The organism is Caballeronia sp. LZ019, assembly GCF_031450825.1.
In the GTDB taxonomy this organism is placed as follows: domain Bacteria; phylum Pseudomonadota; class Gammaproteobacteria; order Burkholderiales; family Burkholderiaceae; genus Caballeronia.
This window is the reverse complement of sequence record NZ_JARTVZ010000002.1, coordinates 661,406-681,761: the sequence shown is the minus strand read 5'-3', so window position 1 is coordinate 681,761 and position 20,356 is coordinate 661,406. Positions and strand designations below refer to the sequence as shown.

Annotated in this window: 21 protein-coding genes; 4 read left to right on the top strand and 17 right to left on the bottom strand. The window is 64.6% G+C overall.

Annotated features, from left to right (window positions below; translation table 11 throughout):
* Positions 1–2 precede the first annotated feature (2 nt).
* From P9255_RS06080 to norR, 7 genes are all read right to left on the bottom strand, one after another.
* The gene (locus tag P9255_RS06080; protein ID WP_309766029.1) at positions 3–806 is read right to left on the bottom strand and encodes a c-type cytochrome; all 804 of its coding nucleotides are present in this window, start codon (positions 804–806) and stop codon (positions 3–5) included.
* On the bottom strand, positions 803–2,428 hold the full coding sequence (locus tag P9255_RS06075) for a b(o/a)3-type cytochrome-c oxidase subunit 1 (RefSeq protein ID WP_309766028.1): 1,626 nt from the start codon (positions 2,426–2,428) through the stop codon (positions 803–805). The genes P9255_RS06080 and P9255_RS06075 overlap by 4 nt, the downstream gene beginning before the upstream one ends.
* Complete coding sequence (locus P9255_RS06070; protein ID WP_309766027.1) at positions 2,418–2,984, bottom strand: cupredoxin domain-containing protein; 567 nt, start codon at positions 2,982–2,984, stop codon at positions 2,418–2,420. Before P9255_RS06070 ends, P9255_RS06075 begins: the two co-directional genes overlap by 11 nt.
* Before the next feature lie 4 nt (positions 2,985–2,988).
* The gene (locus tag P9255_RS06065) at positions 2,989–3,147 is read right to left on the bottom strand and encodes a hypothetical protein (RefSeq protein ID WP_309766026.1); all 159 of its coding nucleotides are present in this window, start codon (positions 3,145–3,147) and stop codon (positions 2,989–2,991) included.
* 14 nt (positions 3,148–3,161) lie between these two features.
* Positions 3,162–4,442 carry a c-type cytochrome gene (locus P9255_RS06060; RefSeq protein WP_404980264.1) on the bottom strand — a complete coding sequence of 427 codons (1,281 nt, stop codon included), beginning with the start codon at positions 4,440–4,442 and terminating at the stop codon, positions 3,162–3,164.
* Between the two features lie 12 nt (positions 4,443–4,454).
* Positions 4,455–5,171: a c-type cytochrome gene (locus P9255_RS06055; protein ID WP_404980291.1), complete on the bottom strand. Its 717-nt coding sequence runs from the start codon at positions 5,169–5,171 to the stop codon at positions 4,455–4,457.
* A 396-nt stretch (positions 5,172–5,567) separates the two neighbouring features.
* Positions 5,568–7,154: a nitric oxide reductase transcriptional regulator NorR gene (norR, locus tag P9255_RS06050; protein ID WP_309766025.1), complete on the bottom strand. Its 1,587-nt coding sequence runs from the start codon at positions 7,152–7,154 to the stop codon at positions 5,568–5,570.
* Between the two features lie 111 nt (positions 7,155–7,265).
* Between norR and hmpA the strand changes: the two genes are divergently transcribed.
* From hmpA to P9255_RS06030, 4 genes are all read left to right on the top strand, one after another.
* Complete coding sequence (gene hmpA / locus P9255_RS06045) at positions 7,266–8,450, top strand: NO-inducible flavohemoprotein (protein ID WP_309766024.1); 1,185 nt, start codon at positions 7,266–7,268, stop codon at positions 8,448–8,450.
* Between the two features lie 179 nt (positions 8,451–8,629).
* Entirely contained in the window at positions 8,630–9,067 is a 438-nt protein-coding gene (locus P9255_RS06040; protein ID WP_309789252.1) for a carboxymuconolactone decarboxylase family protein, read from the top strand.
* Positions 9,068–9,079: 12 nt separating this feature from the next.
* Positions 9,080–9,481 carry a cupin domain-containing protein gene (locus P9255_RS06035; protein WP_309766022.1) on the top strand — a complete coding sequence of 134 codons (402 nt, stop codon included), beginning with the start codon at positions 9,080–9,082 and terminating at the stop codon, positions 9,479–9,481.
* A 19-nt stretch (positions 9,482–9,500) separates the two neighbouring features.
* Positions 9,501–10,730, top strand: coding sequence for an NnrS family protein (locus tag P9255_RS06030; RefSeq protein WP_309789251.1), 1,230 nt, complete (start codon positions 9,501–9,503; stop codon positions 10,728–10,730).
* 147 nt (positions 10,731–10,877) lie between these two features.
* Here P9255_RS06030 and P9255_RS06025 read toward each other — a convergent pair whose 3' ends face one another.
* From P9255_RS06025 to P9255_RS05980, 10 genes are all read right to left on the bottom strand, one after another.
* Complete coding sequence (locus tag P9255_RS06025) at positions 10,878–11,558, bottom strand: dual specificity protein phosphatase family protein (protein WP_404980263.1); 681 nt, start codon at positions 11,556–11,558, stop codon at positions 10,878–10,880.
* A complete protein-coding gene (locus P9255_RS06020; protein ID WP_309766020.1) occupies positions 11,551–12,033 on the bottom strand; it encodes a hypothetical protein in 483 nt (160 codons plus the stop codon). The genes P9255_RS06025 and P9255_RS06020 overlap by 8 nt, the downstream gene beginning before the upstream one ends.
* Complete coding sequence (locus tag P9255_RS06015) at positions 12,030–13,154, bottom strand: MGDG synthase family glycosyltransferase (protein WP_309766019.1); 1,125 nt, start codon at positions 13,152–13,154, stop codon at positions 12,030–12,032. Before P9255_RS06015 ends, P9255_RS06020 begins: the two co-directional genes overlap by 4 nt.
* A gap of 133 nt (positions 13,155–13,287) precedes the next feature.
* Positions 13,288–14,598 carry an oxalate/formate MFS antiporter gene (gene oxlT, locus P9255_RS06010; protein WP_309766018.1) on the bottom strand — a complete coding sequence of 437 codons (1,311 nt, stop codon included), beginning with the start codon at positions 14,596–14,598 and terminating at the stop codon, positions 13,288–13,290.
* Between the two features lie 278 nt (positions 14,599–14,876).
* Positions 14,877–16,073, bottom strand: a complete 1,197-nt coding sequence (locus P9255_RS06005) for an OprD family outer membrane porin (RefSeq protein ID WP_309789250.1) — start codon at positions 16,071–16,073, stop codon at positions 14,877–14,879.
* A complete protein-coding gene (locus P9255_RS06000; protein WP_309789249.1) occupies positions 15,986–16,348 on the bottom strand; it encodes a hypothetical protein in 363 nt (120 codons plus the stop codon). The genes P9255_RS06005 and P9255_RS06000 overlap by 88 nt, the downstream gene beginning before the upstream one ends.
* 194 nt (positions 16,349–16,542) lie before the next feature.
* A complete protein-coding gene (gene oppF, locus P9255_RS05995; RefSeq protein WP_309766015.1) occupies positions 16,543–17,526 on the bottom strand; it encodes a murein tripeptide/oligopeptide ABC transporter ATP binding protein OppF in 984 nt (327 codons plus the stop codon).
* Entirely contained in the window at positions 17,519–18,514 is a 996-nt protein-coding gene (locus tag P9255_RS05990) for an oligopeptide/dipeptide ABC transporter ATP-binding protein (RefSeq protein WP_309766014.1), read from the bottom strand. The genes oppF and P9255_RS05990 overlap by 8 nt, the downstream gene beginning before the upstream one ends.
* Positions 18,515–18,517: 3 nt before the next feature.
* Positions 18,518–19,408 carry an ABC transporter permease subunit gene (locus P9255_RS05985; protein ID WP_309766013.1) on the bottom strand — a complete coding sequence of 297 codons (891 nt, stop codon included), beginning with the start codon at positions 19,406–19,408 and terminating at the stop codon, positions 18,518–18,520.
* 11 nt (positions 19,409–19,419) lie between these two features.
* Positions 19,420–20,340 (bottom strand): ABC transporter permease subunit, encoded by a 921-nt coding sequence (locus tag P9255_RS05980; RefSeq protein ID WP_309766012.1) that lies wholly within the window; start codon positions 20,338–20,340, stop codon positions 19,420–19,422.
* Positions 20,341–20,356: the final 16 nt, after the last annotated feature.

Sequence of the window (20,356 nt, the reverse complement as noted above, 5' to 3'; positions counted from 1 at the left end):
GCTCACTGCCTGTTCAGCTCCCGCGCATAGTAGTTGGAAGCCGCGTCGATTTCTTCGGGCGTCATGTTGCGCGCGACGTTGCGCATGACTTCGTTGATGTCGTTGGTGCGCGTGCCGTTGGCGAAGGCGATCAGCTGCGACTTCGTATAGGCCGCCGGAAGACCATCGATCCACGGGCTGCCCGCCTTGTTGTCGATGCCGCCATGACACGCCGCGCACGGCGCGATATTGCGCATCGGCGCACCGTGGGACACGATCGTCGGCGCGAGCGCATCGCTCACCTTGCGCTGCGCGGGCGGCCTCGGCAGATTCGCGTAGTACGCGGCGAGATCGCGCATGTCCTGATCGCTCAGGTTGACGGCCATCGGCGACATCACCGCGTTGTTGCGCGCGCCCGTCTGAAAATCGATCAGTTGCTTGTAGATGACCGACGCATACTGCCCCGCGAGATTCGGCGAATTCGCTTCGCTCATGCCGCGTTCGCCGTGGCACATCGTGCATCGGAGGGCGAGCGTCGCGCCGCGTCCGATGGAGTTCGCGCTTGCGTTGGCGAGCAGTTGCGGCGTCACTTCGACGGCGCTGAGCTTCTTTTTCGGCTCTACATTCGTATCGCCCGAATACCAGTTGCGCGGCACGCCCGCCGCGCTGCAGATCGCATTCCAGATGCCGGTGAACGACGCACCGCGCTGAACGGACGGCAGCCACACGAAGCCGATCACCGCCGATACCGCCGCGATGCCGATCGTCCCTAATACGCTGGTCGCGAACCAGCGATTGCGGAAAGTGAAGAGGCGCTCGTCGTTCATCGCTGCGCTCCGATGGGAACAGCGGGCACCGATGTATCCGAGCGCGCGAGAAGCTGCGCGATCGGATAGCCGTAGTTGACGAGCGTGAGGCCGATCATCAGCGCGAGCCACAGCGCGAAGCTATTCAGCGCGACCGGAATCGTGCGCGGCTCATGCACCGCGCGGCTGAACGTGTATTGCTCGACGCTCACTCGCTGCGCGCGATGCCCGCGTATCAGCACGACGAAGAACAGCACCGCCGACACGACCAGAATGAAGCCGCCGATGACCGACATGATGACGGACGCGGCCTGATGCGCGATCTGCGGATCGCCGTAGTCGTAGAACGCCATGCGTCGCGGCATGCCGAGAATGCCGGTGTAATGCCACGGGAACGTCAGCACGATCATGCCGATGAACCACAGCCACAGTTGCCAGCGCATGAGGCGGATGCTCTGCAGCGCGCGGCCCGTGAGATGCGGCCAGAGGTCATAGGCGATCGCGAAGTACATGATGACGATCGCGCCCGCGAAAATCAGATGGAAGTGGCCCGTCACCCATTGCGTGTTGTGAACGGTCGAGTCGAGCTGATAACTCATGTTGATGAGGCCGCCCGCGCCGCCGAAGCCGAGCATCACGAACGAGAACGCGACGGCCAGCATCATCGGATTGCTCCACGGCAGCGCCTTGACCCAGCCGAACGCGCCCTTGCCGCCGCGCAGCCGCGCCGCGATCTCAACCGATGCGCAGATGGTGAACACGGTCAGCAGCGTGGGCACGGCGACGAGCGCGGTGAACACCGAATGCATGAACTTGAAGCCCGAGCCCACTTGCGGATCGGCGAACAGGTGGTGAATGCCGATGGGCATCGAGACCACGAGGAACAGGATGAACGAGATGCGCGCCATCGCATCGCTATAGAGGCGTCCGCCGATGGCGCGCGGAATGATCGTGTAATACGCGATATACGCGGGCATCAGCCAGAAATAGACGATCGCGTGCAGCGTCCACGAGAAGAACACGCGCGCGAGGCCGGCATCGATCGTGGACTTCCAGCCGAGCGCCACCGGCAGGATCATGAACAGGACTTCGATGGCCGCGCCTACCGCCGTCCAGCCCCACAGATACGCGCCCGCGACGGTGGCGAACATCGGCAGCGGCACGGTCCTGCCGCGATTGTCGCGCTTCCAGGCGTGCAGATTCACCGACATCAGCGCGACCCAGATCCACGATCCCACTACGACGAGCACCACGCCGAGGTAATAGAACGCGCTGCCGATCATCGGCGGATAGAACGTGTAGAGCACGGAGGCGAGGCCCATCGCGACCGGGATCATCGCCATGACGGAGCCGACCGCGACGAGCCAGAAGCCGATCCACGCCCAGCGCACGCCCACGAGCGTGCGCTTGAGCGATAGTTCCGTGACCGCGTAGCCGAAGCCCATCGCGATGAGCGTCGGGAACACGTAGCCCATCGCGGAGCCGTGAGCCGTCACCGAGCGATAGTAGATCTCGGGATTCTGCAGCCCGGCGAAGAGCGGGCTGCGCGCGAACATCTGCCACGCGCCGAGCACGAGCGCGACGCCGAACGCGATGAACGCAAGCCAGAAGTGCGCGAGGATGAGGCGCTTGCTATTTAACACAGGACAGTCTCCGCGAATCGGCCGGCAGCTTGTCGGCCATCTGCATGAACTCGTTGCGATCGATCACCTTCACATGCGCCCACATGCCGTGATGGCCGACGCCGCAGAACTCGTGGCACGGCATCAGATGGTCGCCGGGTTCGTCGAACGTGGTCTTGAAGGTCGAGACATAGCCCGGCTCCAGCATCGAATTGATGTTCGTCTTGGTGATGAGAAAGCCGTGCACGACATCCGAACTCGTCGCGCGGAACGTGACCGGCACGCCTGCGGGTACGACGATGCACTGCGGCGTGAACGAGTACTGCTGGGCCACGACGCGCACCGTCACCGAGCCGTCGCTTTCGGGCGCGGTGCCGAGATTGCTTTCGATGAATTCGCCCGACACGTGCAGCGTTTCGGGCCGCACGGTCTCGACGCGCGAAGGCGGCATCATCGCCCAGTGCAGGCCGGTGTAGACGACCATCGCGACGAGCACGACGACGATCGCGATGACGAGCATCGCCCAGCGTTTTTCGACGCGTTCGGCGACTTCGTGTGAATGCGGATTGATGGCCATAGGTTCACTGAATGACGCCGCGCGGCAAGAACACGGCGAAGTAGAAGACGAACCAGCTTCCGATGACGATGGCCGTCGCGACGCCCGCGACGGCGAGCGCACCGCCGGGGCCGCTTCTCACGATTTCATCGACGTTCGCGTCTTCGTTGGGATCTTCGTTCATGGTGTCGTCGATGCTCAATAAAGTGGTGCGGAGCGCAGTTCGTTCACTTCCTTCACCGATACCGGCGCGCCGCGATTGCCCCACGCCGTGCGGATATACGTGACCACCGCCGCGACCTCGACATCCGACAGCGATTGCGCGAACGGCGGCATGCCGTAAGGCTTCGGATTCTTGAACGTGCCGGGCGGATAGCCGCCGTTCAGCACCATGCGGATCGGGTTCACGGCGGAACTCATCACGATGGACTGGTTGTTCGCGAGCGGCGGAAAATCGGGCGGCTTGCCCTGTCCCTGCGCGGCATGGCATTCGGCGCATTGCGCGTCATAAATCTTCTTGCCGAGCGGCGAGAGGCTCGTGCGCTGCTCCGTGACGGCCTGGCTCGGCGGTTCGGACTTGTCGCCGGCGCGCGCGGGCAGCGCCTTCAGATAGACGGCCATCGCGCGCACGTCTTCTTCGCTCAGATATTGCAGGCTGTCGTAGACGACCTCGGCCATCGGCCCATATACCGCGCCGCGATTGCTCACGCCCGCATGCAGCAGGCCGACGATTTCGTCGATGCTCCAGTCGCCCAGCCCCGCCTCGCGGTTCGACGTAAGCGAAGGCGCATACCAGTTCTGGATCGGGATCAGCCCGCCCTCGAACGCCTTCGACGACACATTGCCGCCGAGCGCGTTGATCGCGGTATGGCACATCGAGCAATGCCCGAGCCCTTCGACGAGATACGCGCCGCGATTCCATTCGACCGACTGCTTCGGGTCCGGCTGATACTCGCCCTGCTTGAAAAACAGCGACCGCCAGCCGAGCAGCAGTTCACGCCGGTTGAACGGAAAGCGCAGTTCATGCTGACGGTTCGGCTGATGCACGGGCGGCGTGGACATCAGGAACGCGTAGATGGCGTCGGAGTCGGCGCGCGTGACCTTCGTATAGGAGGTGAACGGCATCGCCGGATAAAGCAGCGAGCCGTCGCGCGAGCGGCCCGTGTGCATCATGTTGTAGAACTCGTCGGCGGTCCATTGACCGAGTCCCGTCTCCTTGTCCGATGAGATGTTCGGCGTGAAGAGCGTGCCGAACGGCGTCTCCATCGGGCGGCCGCCGCCGAAGGTCTTGCCCGCCGGCAACGTGTGACACGCGATGCAATCGCCCGCACGCGCCAGATACTCGCCGCGCTTGACGGTGGCGGCGTCATAAGTCCTGGCTTGCGCGGCCGCGTCCTTGACAGGCCCGATCCACGCAGCGATCAGGACCGCGATCAGGACCGTTATGGCAAGCGCCCCAAGTTGTCGGAAACGAAGCACGTCGGGTCCTCTTCAGTTGTGAACGCTGCCGCAGGCGAGCGGCATCTTCAATGATCCGGCCGCGACCGGCGCCGGATTGGCCGGCGCGGGGAGCGAAGCGAGATAGGCGGAAATCGCGGTGATGTCGCGCTCGCTCAGAAGTTGCGAAACCTGGCGCATGCAGTCGGGCGCGAAGGTCGTTCGCGTGCCGTAGCGCCATGCACCGAGCTGCGCGCTGATGTAGTCCGCGTGCAGGCCGAGCAGGCCGGGAATCGCGGGCTCCATGCCGCTCATCGACGCGCCGTGACAGCTCACGCACGCCGGCACCTTGCGCGACGGATCGCCCTTCATGACGAGCGTCTTGCCGAGATCGAGCGTTTTGGCGTCAACGGTGACGGGGCCGGGCTGCGGGAACGGCGGACGTTCGACGGCGAAGTAATCGGCGATCTGCTTGAGGTAGGCATCGGGCAGATACGCGAGCAGGTAGTTCATCGGCGGGTACTTGCGGCGCCCGTCGCGAAACGCGAGCAACTGGTTGTAGAGATAGCCTGCGGGCTTGCCGGCCAGGCGCGGGAAGTAATCGTTGTCGGTGCCCTCGCCGTGCGCGCCGTGGCAGGAGGCGCATCCCATCACGCGAGCCTGCATCGTGTCCGGTGCGCGTTCGAGCGGCGCGCCCGCGGCGCTCGCCGTCGGCGCGTCTGCGGCGAACGCCGCGATACTGCAAAACGCGAAGAGCGCGGAGAACACCATCCGGGCGCTGCGCTGAGCCGCGTGTCCGGCATTTGCGACGTTTGCCACGTTTCCCACGTATCCCCCGTGTCGAGTTGCCGTTCTTGACGCGCCGCGAAGGTTCGATCCCACGTTCGATCCATGCCGGCGCGCTTCTTCAAAGCACTGCAAAGGTCTTGCCGATGACGGGTTGTGCCTGGCTTCTCGAATGTTAGGAGGAAGTCCCCGTTTTCTCCAGCCCGGAGATTGTCTCAATACTTGTTATCGATACGCGTGACAAGAAGACACGTTTCTTTGCGTTTGGACAAAGAGACGCATTATTTTGGGATGTTCAACTGAGCGGTAGATCGCATGAGACGCGCGCCGGTGCTGCGCCGTCGGCGTGCGACGACCATTTTCGAGACGCCGCCCGACGCGTCACTTGAGACCGAGCCGGCGTGCGAGCCGATTCAGGTTCGCGCGGTCGATGCCCAGCTCCCGCGCGGTCGATGCCCAGTTCTGACCGTTGCGCGCGAGCGAATCGAGGATCAGCGTGCGCTCGTAGGCGGTCACGGCTTCGCGGAAATCCGCGCCCGGCGCAGTCGATACCGGCGCGGGCGGCGATGCGGCGTTCGCGGTATCGGCGATGCCGAAGTCGCCGGCCGTCAGCGTGAGAATGCGCGGCCGCTCCCGATGCGCCGCGAGCGCCTTCAGCGCGCTGCGTCCGATCAGATGCTCGAGCTCGCGCACGTTCCCGGGCCAGCGATAGGCCAGCAGCGCGGCCTGCGCGTCGGCCGACAGCCGCAAGCTCAGCAGGCCGAGCCGCGAACGGTTCTCTTCCAGGAAGTAGCCCGCGAGCAGCAAGACATCGCGGCCCCGCTCGCGCAGCGGCGGCACCACGAGCGGATAGACCGACAGCCGGTGATACAGGTCAGCCCGGAAACGCCCGGCGCGCACTTCGTCGGCGAGATCGCGATTGGTGGCGGCGATCAGCCGCACATCCACCCGATGCTCGCTGTCCGATCCGATCCGCTGCAACTGACCGTTCTGCAAGACGCGCAGCAGCTTCGCCTGAATGGCGAGCGGCAACTCGCCGACTTCGTCGAGAAAGAGCGTGCCGCCGTCCGCGAGTTCGAACTTCCCGCGCCTGTCCGCCGATGCACCCGAGAACGCCCCGCGCACATGCCCGAAGAGTTCGCTCTCGACGAGCGTGTCCGGCAGCGCGGCGCAATTGAGGCTCACGAGCGGCTTGTCCGCGCGCGGCGACAGCGCGTGAATCTCACTCGCGACGAGTTCCTTGCCGACGCCCGTTTCGCCCGTCACGAGCACGGTGAGATCGCTCGACGCGACAATCGCGATCTCGTCCATCAGATGCCTGTGACTCGCGCTGCTGCCGATCATCTCCTTGCGGCGCGGGCCGCTCGCCTGCCGATACACCTCCGCGCGCTGGCGTTCGGCCTCGCTTGTCCGCGCGAGCCTGTCGATGCGCTCCGCGACGCTCACGGTCGCCGCCGCGAGACTCAGAAACGCCTGCAACGAAGCCATGTCGATGCCGTCGAAGCGCGCGGGATCGAGCGCATCGAGTGTCAGCAATCCCCACGGTCGCCCGTCAACGAAAAGCGGGCTGCCGAGGCAGTCGTGGACTTCGAGGCTCGCGCCCGCGTGCTTGACGAGGCCGTCGTAGGGATCGGGAAGCTCGGAGTTGGCGGGAAAGCGCGTCGGTTCCGGGCGGGCGAGGATTCGCGCGAAGCGGGGATGCTCGCCAACGCGGAAGCGCCGGCCGAGCGTATCGCTCGCGAGGCCGTCGATGGCCAGCGGCACGAGCGTATCGCCGTCGAGGCGCAACAACGCTGCGGCATCGCCGGGAAAGAGTGCACGCAGTGTGCTGAGCAAACGCCGGTAGCGTTCGGTGTCCGGCATGTCGCGCGACAGGTCTTCAATGAGCGGCACCAGCGCGTCGAGCAGGACGCGCGAGGTCATTGCGACTACGTCGGCAGTCCGTTTGACCAGTGTTGTATCGACCATGGCGCGAGTTAAGCAGTTGATTATGTGGAGATTCTATACTGGCACAGAATCTGTATAAGATTCGGCCGAACGCGAAGCACACCCTTTGCCATTGTCACGAGGACTACAACCATGCTGTCAGCAGAACACCGCGCCATCGTCAAAGCTACTGTTCCGCTGCTGGAAAGCGGCGGCGAGGCGCTCACCCGCCACTTCTACGCGATGATGCTCAACGAGTATCCGGAAGTGCGGCCGATGTTCAATCAGGCACACCAGGCCAGCGGCGCGCAGCAGCGCGCGCTGGCCAACGGCGTGCTGATGTACGCGCGTCACATCGATGAACTCGAAAAGCTCGGCGGCCTCGTCGGGCAGATCATCAACAAGCACGTCGCGCTCGACATTCAGGCGGAGCATTATCCGATCGTCGGAAAGTGCCTGTTGCGCGCCATCCGCGAAGTGCTCGGCGAAGAGATCGCCACCGATGCCGTCATCGAGGCATGGGCCGCGGCGTATCAGCAACTGGCCGACTTGCTGATCGGCCTCGAAGAAGGCATCTACAGCGAGCGGGAGAAGGCGCCGGGCGGATGGCGCGGCACGCGGCGTTTCGTTGTCGCGCGCAAGGTCGCCGAGAGCGACGAGATCGCGTCGTTCTATCTCGTGCCCGAGGACGGCGGCGCCCTGCTCGACTTTCATCCGGGCCAGTACATCGGGCTGCGCATGGTCATCGACGGGGAAGAAGTGCGCCGCAATTACTCGCTGTCCGCCGCGCCGAACGGACGCGAATACCGCATCAGCGTGAAACGCGAGCCGGAGGGCAAGGTCTCGAACTTCCTGCACGACCGGGTGCACGAACGCGACACGCTCGAACTCTATCCGCCCGCCGGCGACTTCAGGCTCGACCATAGCGAAAAGCCGCTGGTGCTGATCAGCGGCGGCGTCGGCATCACCCCGACGCTCGCGATGCTGCAAGCCGCGCTCACGGCGACCACGCGGCCGATCCACTTCATCCACGCAGCGCGGCATGGCGGCGTGCATGCGTTCCGCGCGGTCATCGAGGATCTCGCGGCGCGTCATCCGCAACTGAAGCACTTCTACTGCTATGAGCAACAGCGCGACGGCGATCGCGAAGCGCACGGTTTCGGCTTCGTCACCGAGGCGCTGCTCGACAAATGGCTGCCGAAGAACCGCGACGTGGACGCGTATTTCCTCGGCCCGAAGTCGTTCATGAAGGCGGTGAAGAAGCATCTGAAGGCGCTGGGCGTGCCGGAGTCGCAGAGCCGGTATGAATTCTTCGGGCCGGCTTCGTCGCTCGAATAACGTCGTCCTCTTGGAGCGAGGCGTGGCCGGGCAACGACGCGCGGCCACGCCTCCCCCTGCCGCCCGACTGGTCACCTGAAATCCTCCGAAACCGGTCATGTCACCGCGCCAGCAACGCGCCTAATCTGTCGATGTGACAGCGCGCTGCGCACGTCTCATAACCGATAAAGGAGCTATTCATGCAACCCCGTCTCGACTTCTACAAAGCCAGCCCCGCCGCAATCAAGGCGCTGATCGGCGTCGAAGAGCGCATCGGCAAGTCATCGATCGAGAAGTCGCTCGCCGAACTCGTGCGGCTGCGCGCGTCGCAGATCAACGGCTGCGCGTTCTGCGTCAACATGCACACGACCGACGCGCGCAAGGGCGGCGAAACGGACCGGCGTCTCGCGACGGTCGTCACGTGGCGCGAAACGCCCTTCTTCACCGACCGCGAACGCGCCGCGCTCGAATGGACCGAGGCCCTCACGCTGATCGCGCAGGACCACGTGCCGGACGCCGTATGGGAAGCCGTCAAGCCGCATTTCAGCGACGAGGAGATCGCCGACCTCACCTTGCTCGTCTCCGCGATCAACAGCTGGAATCGCTTTGCGATCGCGTTCCGCAAGATGCCCGAGTGAGGAGCACGCGCCATGAGCATTCGTCGAATTGTCGCAGCGGCGCTGGCCATCGCAGTGTCGGGCGCATGGGCGCACGGCGGCGATGAGGAAAGCGTCACGCCGCTGATGAAGCAGGCGTTGCCCGAAGCGCCGGGCAAGAACGTCCTGATGGCGACAGTCGCGTTCGAGCCGGGGCAGGCGTCGCAGGCGCATCGGCATCCCGGATCGATCTTCGTGTATGTGCTCGAAGGGCATGTCGTGTCGCAACTGGAAGGATCGGCGGCGAAGACGCATGGGCCGGGCGAATCGTGGTATGAGCCGCCCGGCGCGCATCACATCGTGGCGAAGAACGCGAGCGGGACGGAGCGCGCCGTGTTGCTCGTATTCGCGATCGCCGGGGAAGGCGATCCCGTCAAGTCGCCGATTCCGCATTGACTCATGTAGCGAGGACAGAATGAAGACCCCTGAAGCCGCACCGATATTCGTCGCCGCACCGCGCGGGCGCGGCTCCGGGAATCCATCGCGCTTCGCCTTGTTCAATCTCGGCTTCCGGCCGCTGTATCTCGGCGGCGCGGCATTTTCGGCCGTCGCGCTCGTCGTCTGGCTGTTGGTCTTGCGTGGCGTGCCGCTTTTCGGAGGCTATCTGCTGCGCGCCGACCCGATCGGCTGGCACGCGCACGAGATGGTCTTCGGTTTCGCGGGGGCGATCGTCGCGGGCTTTCTGCTGACGGCCGTGCGCGCGTGGACCGGACGCGATACCGCGAAAGGCGGACTGCTCGCCGCGCTCGTCGCGTTGTGGCTCGCGGCGCGCGTGCTGGTGTGGAGCGGGCCTGCCCTGCCCGCTGCGATCGTCAACAGCGCGTTTTTGCCGCTCGTCGCGCTCGCGCTGTTGCGCGTGCTCGTGAAGGCCGGCAACCGGCGCAATTATTTCGTCGTGCCCATGCTGCTGGCGTTCGGCGGACTGAACGCCATGTCCCACGGTTTCACGCTGGCCGCGCGTCCTGATCTGGCGATGGCGTGCATCGAGGCGGCGGCGGGCATCGTCGTCATGCTGGTGAGCGTCATCGGCGGACGCGTGATTCCGATGTTCACCGCCAACGCGATTCCCGGCTTCGTCACGCGTCGATGGCGCGTCGTCGAGATCGCCGCCGCGCCGCTCACCCTCGCGGCCCTGCTCGCCGATGCCTTCGCGCCCGGCCGCGCGTTCGTCGCGGTCCTCGCCCTCTTCGCGTGCGGCGTGCATCTGGCGCGGCTCGCCGGCTGGCGCGCTCACGCGGTGCGCGGACGGCCCATCGTCATGATTCTGCATCTCGCGTATGCGTGGCTGCCGATCGGCTTTGCGCTGCTCGCGCTGAGCACGGCGGGGTCGCCACGCGTGCCGCATACGCTTGCGATGCACGCGTTCACGGCGGGCGTCGTCGGCGGCGCGATCATCGCAATGATCACGCGCACCGCGCGCGGTCACACCGGCTTGCTGCTGGTGGCGGATCGATGGGACATCGCTTGTTATGCGCTCGTGATGTCGGCAAGCGCGCTGCGTGTGTTCGGGCCGATAGCGGCGCCATCGGCGCAGGGGTGGTGGATCATCGGCGCGGGATCGTGCTGGATTCTCGCCTTCGCGATCTATGTGACGGCGTACGCGTCACGGCTCGTTCGCCCGCGTGCGGATGGCAAACCCGGCTGACGACGGTTTTTGACAGTGGCGCGCGCCGCGTCGGGGACAATGCGCGCGATCGTCAGAAACCTGCTTGTCGCCATGAAACGCCTTCGCATTGTCGCCGTACTCATCGTCGCATCGCTCATGCTCGGCGGATGCGGACTCTTCGGCTGTTCAGGCTGGGCCACCAACGGCGGCGGCTTCGGCGGATGCAGCGTCGGCACCCGGTTCTGAGGCGCCCGCTTCTCGCCTCAGCCTGTCCACATCCACGTTTTCAAGATAGCGCCGGATGTTTCCCCACACCGGATGAAAGCCGTAGCCGCCGTTCAGCAGTTCGTCTTCCGCCTGCCCCTTGGTCCATCCCTGATACACCACGCGATACAGCGCCGACACGAGCCCCGTGCGATCCGCGCCGTGCTGGCAGTGGATGAGAACGGGGCCGTCGCGGTCCACGTGGCGTAGCGCCTGGAGCGCGGCGATCATGTCCTCGTCGCGAATGTTCCAGGTGTTGATGCGGATGCGCTGCAGCGCGATGCCGCTTCCCGCCAGCAACCCGTCATCGGAATGAAACGAGCGGAAACTGATGATCTTGCGGATGCCGAGCGCGCGCAAACGCGGCAGATCGTCCGCGGTGATTTGCGCGCTCCGATACAGCGACGGCGTAATGCGATGCAGGTTGTCAACGTGCGTATAGACCATCGGCTCCGCCCAGTTCAGCGGCCGGGCGGCGACGGGCATCGCATGCGGATTGCCCGCGTGCGTGACGAGCGGCGCGGCCTTGAGCATCGACGCAACCGCGAACACTGCCGCCGCGACGCCCGCGCCATAGAACGCGACGGACACGATCCTACGCACGACGCGATTCCTTCTTCGCCGACAGGAAGAACAGCACGCACGCGGCGGCGGTCATCGTCCAGTAATCGGTCGGCGCAAATGCGATCCAGTGCTTGTGCCACGGCACGTGATGCGGATCGAACCGCGCGATGCCGTAGGCCGGATTCAGCACGAACCACAGGAAATCCTCGACGAGCCAGAATGTCATGATGCACGCGACGATGCGCGCCTCGATACGCCACGACCATCGCGCAAAGAAGACGGCCGGCAGATGAAAGAACAGCGCGACGAACGGGAACACCCACGCGTGATAGCCGGTCATGGGCCGGCCGCCCCAGAAGATGTCGAGCAGCCAGTGATGTTCGATGCGCCACGTCGGCAGATTCGCAGCCCATCCCGCGCTGCCTTCGATCTGAATCTCGACGTTGGCGAAGAAGAACCCGAGCAGCACGACCCACGCGATCAGCGCAACGAGATGACATGCACGGCGGCTCATGCTGCTGTCCCCAGCACGGTGTCGAGCACGACACGCGCCGCGTGCGGACGCGCGATCGGCGCGATGCGGCCGCGCATCGCGTCGAGTTGCGCCCAATCGTTCAGCAGCGCGCGGATGCGATATTCGAGCGCGGCGGCATCGACGGCTTTCAGCGCGACGCCCCGTTCGAGCAGGAAATCGGCGTTGCGTTCTTCCTGGCCGGGAATCGGTGAATTGACGATCATCGGCACGCCCATCGCGAGGCATTCGGATGTGGTGAGTCCGCCGGGCTTCGTGATGACGAGATCGGCGCACGCCATCAGCCGTTCGACTTGCGATGTGAAGCCCATCGGCAGCAATCGGCCCGGATGACGGCGCGCGACTTCGCGCAATGCGTTCAGCAGCGCTTCGTTGCGGCCCGCGAGCGCGATCAGCTGAAAATCCGCGTCCATCGACAACAAGCGCGCGGCGAGCGTATCGAGCCCGCCGAGCCCTGCGCCGCCGGACATCATCAGGAACGTCGGGCGATGCGGATCCAGACCGAACTGCGCCGCGCACGCTGCGCGATCGTGCTGCTCCGCGAAGGCGGGCATCACCGGGATGCCGCTGACGTGAACGGATTCTGCCGGCAGACCGCGTTCGCGCATGCGGCAGGCGATTTCATCGTTGGCGGCGAAATAGCCTTGCATGTGCGGCACGACCCACAATCGATGCAGGTCGAAGTCCGTCACCTGCACCCACACCGGCGTCTGCAGATTGCCCTTGCGACGCTCGCGCGACAGCAATTCGGCCGGCAGAAAGTGCGTGCAGACGATGGCATCGGCGTGATGACGTGCGATTTCTGCTTTCAGCGCGCGGCAGTTGAGCCGCTCGACGGCGCGTCGCACACGCTCGCCGAAGGATCGCGGGGAGGCGTTGTCGGTCCTCTGATAGAGGTAGCTCCAAAGCGCCGGCTGATGCGTGACCAGCTTGACGTAGAAGTCCGCGTAGAGCGCACGGAAGCTCGCCGGGACGAAGTCCATGACGTCGAGGTGCACGGCTTCGACGCCGGAAGGATGAAGCGCGGCGTGGGCGCGAAGCGCCTCGGCGGCGCGTGCGTGACCCGCGCCGGCGCTCACGCTGAGAAGGAGAAGTTTTGACATGCGAAGCAAATGAGCGGAAACCGTCCGCGCGACGCACGCCGCGCGGACGGGCTGGATCATAGCCGCCCTTGCTTCAGTTCAACCGCGATTGCATGGATTTTCACAGTCGCGGGTATGGCTCACGCGTTCGTTCTCACTCCTTCACAGCCGGCGAATACCCCATATCGACGCCCGCATCCCTCGCATGCTTCTGCGTGTGCGCGCTGCGCATCGGCTTCAGCACGAAGAGCGCGAGCAGCGCCGCGATGGCGGCCATCCCCGCTGCCAGCATGAAGACCGAGTGCCAGCTTCCGGTCGCCTTCGTGATCACGCTCGAGAACGGCACCAGCAGCGCGGCCGTGCCCTTCGCCGTGTACAGCAGGCCCGCGTTGGTCGCCGCGAACTTCGGTCCGAAGGTGTCGCCGCACGTCGCCGGGAACAGGCTATAGATCTCGCCCCAGGCGAAGAACACGATGCCCGTCAGCACGACGAACGCCACCGGGTTATGCCCGAACTTCGACAGCGCGACGATGCCGACCGCCTCGATGGCGAACGCGACGAACATCGTGTTCTCGCGTCCGATCTTGTCGGATACCCAGCCGAAAAACGGCCGCGTCAGGCCATTGAGCACTCGGTCGATGGTCAGCGCGAACGTCAGCGCGGGCAGCGTCAGGCCGAGTATCGACACGGGCGAATCCTGCAGGCCGAAGTCCTTCGCGATGGGACCGAGCTGCGCGGTCGCCATCAGACCACCGGCGGCCATCATCACGAACATCAGGTACATCACCCAGAAGATCGGCGACGCCAGCACCTGCTTCGGACTCGCGTTGTACACCGCGCGCTTCAACGTCGTCTTCACCGCCGCGAGCATGTGCGCGGGCGGCGCGTAGAGCGCCATGCCGAGCAGGAACACGACGAGGCCCTGCCCCAGCCCGAACCACAGGAAGGTCGCTTCGTAACCGCTCGACTTGATCATGTGGGCGATCGGCACCACGGTCGCCGCCGATCCCATGCCGAAGCCCGCCGCCGTAATGCCCGCCGCGAGCCCGCGCCGCGTGGGGAACCACTTCAGCGCATTGCCGACGCACGTGCCGTACACCGCGCCCGCGCCGACGCCGCCGATCGCGGCCGCCAGATACAGGAGCGGCAAGGACGACGCCACGGAGTTCATCGCCCAGGCGATCGCACACAGCAATCCACCGCCGACGACCACCGGACGCGGCCCGTACTTGTCAACCAGATAGCCTTCCACCGGCACGAGCCATGTTTCGGTGACGACGAAGATCGTGAACGCCACCTGAATCGCGGCGCGGCCCCAGTGATATTTCTCGTCGATCGGATTGACGAAGAGTGTCCATCCGTACTGCATGTTGGCGATCATCGCCATACAGATCACGCCGAACACCAATTGCACCCACGGCGACGCTAGACGCGACGCCCCCTCCTGGCGATTCATCTGGTCCATGCCTGTCTCCTTGGCACTGCTGCCTTTGTGTAATCGGACGTCGAGCGACGCCTCTTACGATGCCGCCGATACGGCGTCATCGCATATACACAGTATGTGATATATCAAGTAAGTCAAGCGAAAGAAACGCCGGGGTTTTCACTTAGGACAGCGCTTTTCGTAAGTTGCTGAAAGGCATGTCGCAGCGCGGCGCAGCGCAAAAAAAAAGCCCGGCAGGAATAAAGCCTGCCGGGCGATGAGCGTGGGCGAGACATGGCAATCCGCTGCACGCCCTCACGTTATAGATGAAAGTTAAACGTAATGTAAAGGTCGGAATTTGTAGGGTTTACGCCATCCGAATTCAAGCATCGCACGTCAGAAAACGTTGAACGAACGTTCACCATCAGGCGATACACGTTGCTCGTGCCATCCGGGTAAAACTCGCTGCCGTGATGATGCATGTAGTAGAACTTGATCGACGTGTTCTTGAACCTGCCGTCGGGGACCGTGTAGCCGGGAATGATGCCGAATTCGTAATGCGAACCGTGCAAGGGCCGGCCGTTCACGACGTAGCTGGCCGCATTGGCCGTGCCGCTGTTGGCCATCGCGCTGCCATCGGCGCCCCAGCCGTATGCGCCCCACATCGTTACCTTCATTCCCGGCACGCCGTAGTCCTTCATGTTCAGCGAATACGAGAGACTCACCGACTTCTCATGCGGCTGGTTGTAATCCACGTCGAGCGAGTTCGACAGATAATCGCCGCCCGACTGGCCCATGTAGTCGAACATCTGATCGCCGAGAATCTGCTGGAACGCGAACTGGAGCGTATGCGCGCCGTGCGTGCCGGCCAGCGCGAGGCTGTACGCGTTGTTGTTGATCGGCCCTTGCCGTTTGTCGCCGATCGCGCCCGTGTAGTAGTAGTTCAGCGCGCCGGTCCAGCGGACGGTCTTCGAATCGCCGATGCTCTGCGTCGCCGAGAGGTAGTACTGCTGCCACACGTTGTTCGCCACGCTTCCGTACAGCGAGACCGCGGTGTCGTCGCCGTGCGTCCAGTCGCCGCCGAAATACGTGAACTGCGACACATGCGTGCCGCCGTATTCCGTCTTCAGTCCCGTCACGGTGGTCATGCCGCGCGCGATCACGCCATCCACCGTGCCGGCCTTCAGCGTGAGATTCCTGAACTCTTCGCTAGCGAGCGAGAAGCCGCGATACGTCGGCGGCAGCGCGCGGTTGTCGTGCGGCACGAGGAACGGGTTATCGAAGAGTTGCTGACCGTATTTCAGCACGGTGTTCGACGCACGCGCCTTCACGTCCCACACGCCCGGATACGCCCATGCAAGCTGATGCGACCCGCCGCCGTCCGTGCCGACGTGCACACGATTGCCCGCGCCATCGCCGCCATTGAGCTTCAACGCGCCGAAGAGCGATACATCCGCGCCCAGCCCGATGAGCCCGCGCGTATAACCCGACTCGAAAACGGCCTGCGCGCCGAGCACCCAGGCGTCCTTCTTGCCGGCGCCCTTGAATTCATCGTGCTCCGTAAAAGACCGCCCGAGCAGGTTGAATGTGAATCCTCGATGAAGCCTTTTGCTTTCGCCTGATTGCTGATCGGCGCGTCGGCTTCGGTATTGGGCGGGGAATTCGGAACGGCTTCCGTGTGGCGCGAGGGCGGCTCGGTATCGGCTTCCTCGCCATATGCGGCAACGTTCGCGGCCATGAAGCCGCTGAACAGCAAAATCGAAAGGGCAACTGATGCTTTTTGTTTTTTCATGAAACGTATCTCCAGACTCCTGACTCAACCTGCTAACGACAAAACAACGGGATGCAACGAGCCACGCCCGGCGACCGGAAGAGTCGGCGGACGACAACGTGCTTTGGCTTATATGAGGGCGGGCGATGCGTGGACTTAGCGTTCTCTAAGACGGCTGACTGACTCCGTATCGGATTAGTTAGGATATCGATTCACTACGCAAAATGACACGCAGCGGAAGCACCAGGAGTCAACGCACGTAACGCGGGCACTTCCTGTGCGCAGCGCGCCTGCGCCATCGGGCAGCGCGTATGGAACACGCATCCGGCAGGCGGATCGATGGGGCTCGGAATATCGCCCGAAAGAATCTGCACGACCTTGCCGCGTTCGATCGCCGGATCGGGCACCGGCACCGCCGACAGCAACGCGCGCGTGTAGGGATGGCGCGGCGTGTCATAGAGCGCCTCCTTGTCGGCTAGCTCCATCACGCGGCCGAGATACATCACCATCACGCGATCCGAAATGTGCCGCACGACGGCCAGATCGTGCGCGATGAAGATCAGCGACAGCTTGAACTCGGCCTGCAATGTCTTCAGCAGATTGACGATCTGCGCCTGAATCGACACATCGAGCGCGGACACCGGCTCGTCGCAGATAACGAGCTTCGGCTCGACGATCAGCGCCCGCGCAATACCGACGCGCTGACATTGCCCGCCCGAGAATTCATGCGGATAGCGGTTGATCATCTGTTCGCGCAGGCCGACCCTCGTCATCATCGCGCGCACGCGAGTGTCGATTTCCTGCCGGCTCATGCCCGGCCGATGCTCCGTCAACGGCTCCGCGATGATCTGCCCGATCGTCATGCGCGGATCCAGCGAGGCCAGCGGGTCCTGGAAGATCATCTGCACATCGGCGCGGACCGCGTGCCATTCGCGCGCCGATGCCCGCGTCAGCTTCGCGCCCATCCATACGATGTCGCCGTGCGTCGCGGGAATGAGATTGAGGATCGCGCGCGAGAGCGTGGACTTGCCGCAGCCCGATTCGCCGACGACGCCGAGCGTTTCGCCGGCGCGCAGGTCGAAGCTCACGCCGTCAACCGCCTTCAGCGTGCGCGAAGGCGCCCACGGCAGACGGCTCTTTGCCTTCACCTGGAAATGCACGCGCATGTCGCGCACCGAAAGGATCGTTGCGTCAGACATGGCTCGACTCCTGGTAACGCGTGGTCATTGCATCGACGGGGCGGTGACACGCGCGCAGCCAGCGCGGGCCGGCGTGCGCGAGCGCAGGCGCGTGCATGGCGCATTCGGCGGTTGCATCGGCGCAGCGTTCATGGAAAGGGCAACCCGCGGGCGGATGCGCCATGTTCGGCGGATTGCCAGGGATGCCCGCGAGTTCGCCGCCCTGCTGATCGAGCCGCGGCAGCGCGCGCAGCAAGCCGATGGTGTACGGATGCGACGGCTTCGCGAACAGCGTGGCGGCGTCGCACTGCTCCATCACGCGGCCGCCGTACATCACCATGACCTTTTCGCACAGCCCGGCGACGACGCCCAGATCGTGCGTGATCAGCACGATGGACGTGCCGAAGTCCCGCTGCAGGTCGCGCAGGAGTTGCAGCACCTGCGCCTGCACGGTCACGTCGAGCGCGGTGGTCGGCTCGTCGGCGAAGAGCACTTCCGGCTCGCAGAGCAGCGCCATCGCGATCATCACGCGCTGCCGCATGCCGCCCGACAACTCGTGCGGATACTGTCCGATGCGATGCGCGGCCTCCGGAATCCGCACGGCTTCGAGCATGGAGATGGCGCGCTTTCTCGCTTCGCGGCGCGTCAGGTTCTTGTGCAGCTCCAGCACTTCCGTCATCTGCCGCTCGACGGTCAGATACGGATTGAGCGAGCTCATCGGGTCCTGAAAAATCATCGAGAGACGATTGCCGCGAATGCGGTTGAGCGCCTTCGCGGACATCCCGAGCAGGTGCTCGCCGCGATACAGCGCCTCGCCTGTCGCGCGTCCGTTCGATGCGAGCAGCCCCAGCATGGCGAGCACGCTCTGGCTCTTGCCCGAGCCGGACTCGCCGACGATGCCGAGCGTCTCGCCCTCTTCCAGCGTGAAGCTCACGCCGTTGACGGCGCGCACGGCGGCGTCGTGCGTCCTGAATTCGACCTGCAGGCCGTTGACTTCCAGTAGCGGCATGGCTCACCTGTCCTTCGGATCGAGCGCGTCGCGCAGCCCGTCGCCGACAAAGTTGATGCAATAGAGCGTGACGGAGAGCATTGCGGCCGGGAACAGCAGAATCCACGGCGCGGATTCCATGACGCCGACGCCGTCCTGAATCAGCACGCCCCAGCTCGTCATCGGTTCCTGCACGCCGAGACCGAGAAACGACAACACCGATTCCGTGAGAATCACGCCCGGCACGGTGACGGTCGTGTAGATCGCGACGATGCCCAGCAGGTTCGGCACGACATGCCGCACGATGATGCGCCGCGTCGGCACGCCGATGGCCCGCGCCGCTTCGACGTACTCTTTCGAGCGGATCGACAGCGTCTGGCCGCGCACGACGCGCGCCATGTCCATCCACGAAAACACGGTGATGGTCAGCACCACGAGATAAAACTCGCGGCCGAGCAGCGTCACCATGAGAATGGCGATCAGCAGGTACGGAATGGCGTACATCATGTCAACGAAGCGCATCATCGCGTTGTCAACGCGCCCGCCGATGAACCCCGCCACCGCGCCCCAGACGATGCCGAGCGTGACCGACGTGAGCGTGGCGAGCGCGCCGATCATCAGCGAGACGCGGCCGCCGACCAGACAGCGCACGAACAGGTCGCGGCCGGTTTCGTCGGTGCCGAAGAGATGCCAGTTGGCGAACGTGGGCGGCACGCTCATCGCGTTCCAGTCGGCGGAATCGAACTGATTCGGCAACAGCCAAGGACCGGCGATGCACGCGAGCGTGATCGCCGCGAGCAGCGCGAGGCTCACGACCGCCGCCTTGTTGCGCACAAAGCGCGTGCGGGCGTCTTGCCACGGACTGCGGCCCGCGACCGCTTTTTCGAGCGTGGCGCCCAGAGAAGCTGATTTCATCGCGCGCCCTCTCAGTAGCGGATCTTCGGATCGAGCCACGCGTAAGCGAGGTCAACCAGCAGGTTGAGCAGCACGGCCACGACCGTGACGAGCACGACCAGGCCGAGCACGAGCGTGTAATCGCGATTGGCCGCGCCATTCACGATCAGCTTGCCGATGCCCGGCAGCGAGAACACGGACTCCGTGACGACCGCCGCCGTGATCGACTGGATCGCGAGCGGGCCGATCACCGAGACGACCGGAATCAGCGTCGGCTTCAGCGCATGACGCAGCACGATCGTCCGCATCGCCAGGCCTTTCGCGCGCGCGGTGCGGATATACGGCGTGTTCATCACTTCGATGAGACTCACGCGCGTCACGCGTCCGACCGTCGCGACGTTGATCATTACCAGCAGCGCGACGGGCAACACCATGTAGCGCGCATCGAAGTTGTTCCAGCCGCCCGCCGGGAGCCACTTCAACGCGATGGCGAACACGAGGATCAGCACCGGCCCGATCACGAACGACGGAAACGCGTTGCCCGCATTGCTGACGAGCATCAGCGCGTAATCGGCGATGCTGTTGCGGCGCAGCGCCGCCGCGACGCCGAGCAGCACGCCGACGACGATCGCCAGCGCCATCGACACCCCGCCGATCGCAAGCGACACCGGCAGCGCGCGCAGCACGAGCTCGTTGACGCTCCAGTCGGCGTAACGGAACGACGCGCCCAGATCGCCGTGCACGAGGCCGTCGAGATAGAGCAGATACTGCTTCCACAACGGCTCGCCGAGGTGGTACTTGGCCTGCAGATTCGCAAGCACTTCGGCGGACACCTTGCGCTCGCCGTCGAACGGGCCGCCCGGCGTTGCGTGCAGAAGGAGGTAGCAGACCGTCACGACGATCAGCAATGTCGGCAGCGTGAGCAACACGCGCCGCAGCGTATAGGACCACATGCGAACGGCTCCTGTG

Excerpts from the sequence above, each read along its gene's own strand:
- P9255_RS06080 (WP_309766029.1), bottom strand. The coding sequence starts at position 806 with ATGAACGACGAGCGCCTCTTCACTTTCCGCAATCGCTGGTTCGCGACC.
- P9255_RS06070 (WP_309766027.1), bottom strand. The coding sequence starts at position 2,984 with ATGGCCATCAATCCGCATTCACACGAAGTCGCCGAACGCGTCGAAAAA.
- P9255_RS06065 (WP_309766026.1), bottom strand. The coding sequence starts at position 3,147 with ATGAACGAAGATCCCAACGAAGACGCGAACGTCGATGAAATCGTGAGA.
- P9255_RS06055 (WP_404980291.1), bottom strand. The coding sequence starts at position 5,171 with ATGGTGTTCTCCGCGCTCTTCGCGTTTTGCAGTATCGCGGCGTTCGCC.
- norR (WP_309766025.1), bottom strand. The coding sequence starts at position 7,154 with ATGGTCGATACAACACTGGTCAAACGGACTGCCGACGTAGTCGCAATG.
- hmpA (WP_309766024.1), top strand. The coding sequence starts at position 7,266 with ATGCTGTCAGCAGAACACCGCGCCATCGTCAAAGCTACTGTTCCGCTG.
- P9255_RS06040 (WP_309789252.1), top strand. The coding sequence starts at position 8,630 with ATGCAACCCCGTCTCGACTTCTACAAAGCCAGCCCCGCCGCAATCAAG.
- P9255_RS06035 (WP_309766022.1), top strand. The coding sequence starts at position 9,080 with ATGAGCATTCGTCGAATTGTCGCAGCGGCGCTGGCCATCGCAGTGTCG.
- P9255_RS06030 (WP_309789251.1), top strand. The coding sequence starts at position 9,501 with ATGAAGACCCCTGAAGCCGCACCGATATTCGTCGCCGCACCGCGCGGG.
- P9255_RS06020 (WP_309766020.1), bottom strand. The coding sequence starts at position 12,033 with ATGAGCCGCCGTGCATGTCATCTCGTTGCGCTGATCGCGTGGGTCGTG.
- P9255_RS06015 (WP_309766019.1), bottom strand. The coding sequence starts at position 13,154 with ATGTCAAAACTTCTCCTTCTCAGCGTGAGCGCCGGCGCGGGTCACGCA.
- oxlT (WP_309766018.1), bottom strand. The coding sequence starts at position 14,598 with ATGGACCAGATGAATCGCCAGGAGGGGGCGTCGCGTCTAGCGTCGCCG.
- P9255_RS06000 (WP_309789249.1), bottom strand. The coding sequence starts at position 16,348 with ATGAAAAAACAAAAAGCATCAGTTGCCCTTTCGATTTTGCTGTTCAGC.
- oppF (WP_309766015.1), bottom strand. The coding sequence starts at position 17,526 with ATGTCTGACGCAACGATCCTTTCGGTGCGCGACATGCGCGTGCATTTC.
- P9255_RS05990 (WP_309766014.1), bottom strand. The coding sequence starts at position 18,514 with ATGCCGCTACTGGAAGTCAACGGCCTGCAGGTCGAATTCAGGACGCAC.
- P9255_RS05985 (WP_309766013.1), bottom strand. The coding sequence starts at position 19,408 with ATGAAATCAGCTTCTCTGGGCGCCACGCTCGAAAAAGCGGTCGCGGGC.
- P9255_RS05980 (WP_309766012.1), bottom strand. The coding sequence starts at position 20,340 with ATGTGGTCCTATACGCTGCGGCGCGTGTTGCTCACGCTGCCGACATTG.